The following is a 3472-nucleotide window of genomic DNA, read 5'->3' as shown; positions in this document are numbered from 1 at the left end:
AAGCCGGTCTGACCGTCCTGGGTGATGATGGTCCACCGGTTTCCCTGCCGGGCCTGTTCGGAGTGCAGGCGCTGAACATAGGTGCAGTCCTCGGCAAAATCGCAGACAACGTCCGTTTCATGCTCCACCGCGAACACAATCAGAATGCGCACGCCCCGTTCCGTCGCCGCCCGCATGGGCCCGGCCAGAATTTCGTATTCCTCTTTCCGGATATACAGCAGAATCTTCTCCCTGGCCCGTTCAATGCTGGAGCGAATGCCCTGCATGATGGTATTGTAGCCGGTCATACACATCATGCTGTCCAGGGATGTGTTTTTCCGCTCCACCTGAGACAGGGCCCGTTCCGCCGCCTCCAGCCGCGTCTGCTCCCGCTCCCGCTGGGCGGAGACAATTTCCTCGATGGGAACGGGGATATAGGTGACGGGGCGGCCGGGTCTGGCGCGGACGCAGCCCAGCTCCTCCAGGCGGTTCAGGGCGTCGTAAATGCGGGCGCGGGTTACCCCGGACCGCAGCGCCACGGCGTATCCGCTCAAGGGGGCTTCCTCCAAAAGCACCATATAGGCCTTGGCCCCGTTCTGGGTAAACCCTATGGAAATCAGGGTATCCAGCAGTTTTTTATCATACATGACGCAATCTCTCACAAATACTTTCTTCGTAATTTGATAAGGTCCCCGCCGTACGCCTCCGTCAGGTGCCCGTCTGTGTCCCGGCGGTACAGCTCCGCAATGTCCAGGTCATAGAGAAGCTGGGAGTAGACCGGCACCCGCAGGCAGTAGTTCCTGGTGTGGGCGCAGAAGCTCTGCCGGGTGTCGGACAGCGTGCCGCAGAGGACCTCGCGGTTTCCAAACGCCGCGCTGATTTTTCGGTAGGGGGTCCCGTCCTCCTCCTCGGAGCAGCCGGGGTGGCAGAAAAAGGGGAACGCGGAAGTCTGATAGCTGCCCAGAACCACCAGATGCAGCGCCACCCCCCGACCGGCGGCAGCGGCCAGAGAGTCCTCGATGACCGACAGGTCCCTGGCCCAGAGCTTCATGAGAATATAGTCCCCGGTATCCGAGATCAGCCGGGACAGGGTGCTGTAAATATCCCGGGCGGAATACAGGTTCCATATGATGTCGTCCCGCCTGCCCTCCTTTGTAAAGTCCGCCGCCTGCCTGACGGCCTCCCGGCGGTTTTCCTCAGAGGCCCGGGAGACATTGGCCAGCATCTGCTGGTAGGGAATGGCCGCGTACTCCGACGCGCTGCTGTAGCTGACAGTAATGCAGCCCTTCCGGTACAGGCTGCTCAGAACCTCGTAGATGTGGGCGCGGAAAATGTCCGCCCGCTGGGCCACCGCGTAGCCCGAGAGGGGGGAATCCTCCAGCAGGACGCAGTAGGCCTTGGCCTCGTCCTCCGTGAAGCCCAATTCGGTCAGGCTTTTGATGGGGTCGTCCATCTCATCCGGCCTCCTTACGGCTGTTTCCCCCCTGAAACCGGACGCCGGGAGGGGAAACGTTTTGGTAGAGTCGCCGCACAGGCCGCAAAACGGCCTTGCGGTGGACTTCATAGCCGGCACAGGGGTTCAGACAGCGGCTTTGCCGCTGTCTGAACCGGTCTATACCGATTTTTAGCTGTGCTGACTGTATCAGCACCATTATAATGCGTTTCCCGCCAAAAAGCCAGGTATTTTTCCTGTCTGAGAGGGGAACCGAGCCGGAACCCCCGGCCATTGCCGCTCCCGCCGGGCGGAACCGGCCCTGTGAAGGGCTTTTCAACGGTCCGCGACGGCTGCCGGAAAACAGAAAAGCTCCCCGCGGGAACGCGGAGAGCTTCCGGACGGTTGGAGGTTTTTCAGAAGGGTCGGGCGGAGTTTGGAGCATTTGAGATGGATGGACGCCGGGCGGCTGGAAACGGAACGCGCCGTATCCGAAAAGCGGAGGGCACCGGTTTTTGGTCCGTTTTGTATTTATCGAAAGTCGAAATACAAACTGTATAGAAACAAGAGCCCAAACAGGGCAAAGACAGCCTTCACCGCTCTGCCGCCCAGGGTCCTCCCCCCGGCCTCCGGCTGGCTTTCAGCCGTCAGCGCCAGGGCCGTGATGCCCAGATAGAAAAAGCTGGTGTCCATCAGATTGTGGAAGAGGAAGGCGGCGGTTCCCGCCCGCAGAGGCGGGGACTGTTTCCTCCCCAGTCCCCGGAGCCCGGCCAGGACAATGGCGGCCATGGCAATCCAGCCCATTTCCACGCCGACGTGGAGGGGGATATTGTGGATGTGCCAGGTGTTGAAATATTTGCCGCCGTCGTTCAGGTCCAGCAGCCTCCACTGCAGGGGGCCGACGCCCCAGAGGGGCTCCGCCGGAAGATAGCGCAGGCCGCTGGCCATCATCTCCAGCCGCTCGGAAAAGGTGGCGGCGGCGCTGGGCCGGACGGCAACGGCGGCAGCCGCCACCAGAAATCCCGCGGAGGCAATCAGGAGCGCCATTGGAGGCCGGGCGTTCAGCCAGCGCCTGAAGGACCCCCAGCCCGCCGCCGCGGCTCCTCCATAGGCCAGCGGAAGCAGGCAGAGCCAGGGAACACCGGTCCGCGCCGCCGCCAGATAGGTCAGCAGGCCCGTCCCCACCCCCAGGACGGCCCGGGCCAGAACAGGGCAGATGAAGCGGACCGTCTCCCGCCAGGAGGCGTTTTGTTTCTTCTCCAGCAGCAGCACCATGATTCCGGCGGCCATGGCCGCGAAGCTGCCCATAGACAGGGTCAGCGCCAGGGCCATCAGCAGAACCGGCTCCAGCCGGAGCAGGCCCGGCCTCCGGTCCTCCTCGTCGCAGTGCATCAGAAGAAACCAGCCCATTACCAGAAAGATGCCCATGGCGTTGGGGTTGCCCAGCAGGCCGGACATCCGGATGGCCCAGCCCTGAACAATGACCTGAAAGGCAAAGCGGCCGATTCCCGCAACCGCCGCCGCCCCCGCCCAGAGGAGGCAGCAGCTCCGCAACAGGCGCTGTTCCCGGCTGTCCAGACAGGACGCCAGCAGATAGAGCACAGGAAAAAGGCCGTGCATCGCGCCGTAACCGTCCACGATGTTTCCGTAGGCCGCCCAGGATGAGGCCAGGGCAGCCAGATCATAGACCATCAGCGGAACCAGAACCCACAGGTCTGTCCTGGCGGTCTCCCGGGTCAGACCCGCCCCGCAGAGAATCAGTCCCGCGAGGCTTGCCGTTTTCACGTTTCCCACGCCGGTCAGAGAGAGGATAACCAGGGCCAGGGCCAGGCAGAGGGGCGCGCTGCTGTCCAGCAGAGATTCCAGCCTCCATTGGGCTCTTTGGGGCATGGGTCCTCCCTCCTTTGTCAAAACACTCCGGGAGCACAGGGGAACAGGCCCCGGAGGCGGCATTTACCATGCATTATATCCGCAGTTGCAACCCCTGTCAAGGAAGGCCCCAGCAAAGGCAGGGAAATCAATTTTCAAGAATAGTACAAATATCCGAGGGATTCAGGAGAC

The 3472-nt window shown here is 62.3% G+C and carries 3 protein-coding genes; all 3 read right to left on the bottom strand.

The window, feature by feature from the left end; genetic code table 11:
* On the bottom strand, positions 1-626 hold a 626-nt coding region (locus Q0063_RS14470; RefSeq protein WP_297872660.1), incomplete at its 3' end, for a TrmB family transcriptional regulator.
* Positions 627-637: 11 nt separating this feature from the next.
* Positions 638-1432, bottom strand: coding sequence for a TrmB family transcriptional regulator (locus tag Q0063_RS14465; protein WP_297872659.1), 795 nt, complete (start codon positions 1430-1432; stop codon positions 638-640).
* Positions 1433-1942: 510 nt separating this feature from the next.
* Complete coding sequence (locus Q0063_RS14460; RefSeq protein ID WP_297872658.1) at positions 1943-3301, bottom strand: O-antigen ligase; 1359 nt, start codon at positions 3299-3301, stop codon at positions 1943-1945.
* Positions 3302-3472: the final 171 nt, after the last annotated feature.

It is taken from the genome of uncultured Oscillibacter sp. (assembly GCF_947654275.1).
GTDB lineage: Bacteria > Bacillota > Clostridia > Oscillospirales > Oscillospiraceae > Oscillibacter.
This window is presented reverse-complemented; position numbering and strand designations above follow the sequence as displayed.

Coding starts and splice junctions, on each gene's coding strand:
- Q0063_RS14460 (WP_297872658.1), bottom strand. CDS start 3,301: ATGCCCCAAAGAGCCCAATGGAGGCTGGAATCTCTGCTGGACAGCAGC.
- Q0063_RS14465 (WP_297872659.1), bottom strand. CDS start 1,432: ATGGACGACCCCATCAAAAGCCTGACCGAATTGGGCTTCACGGAGGAC.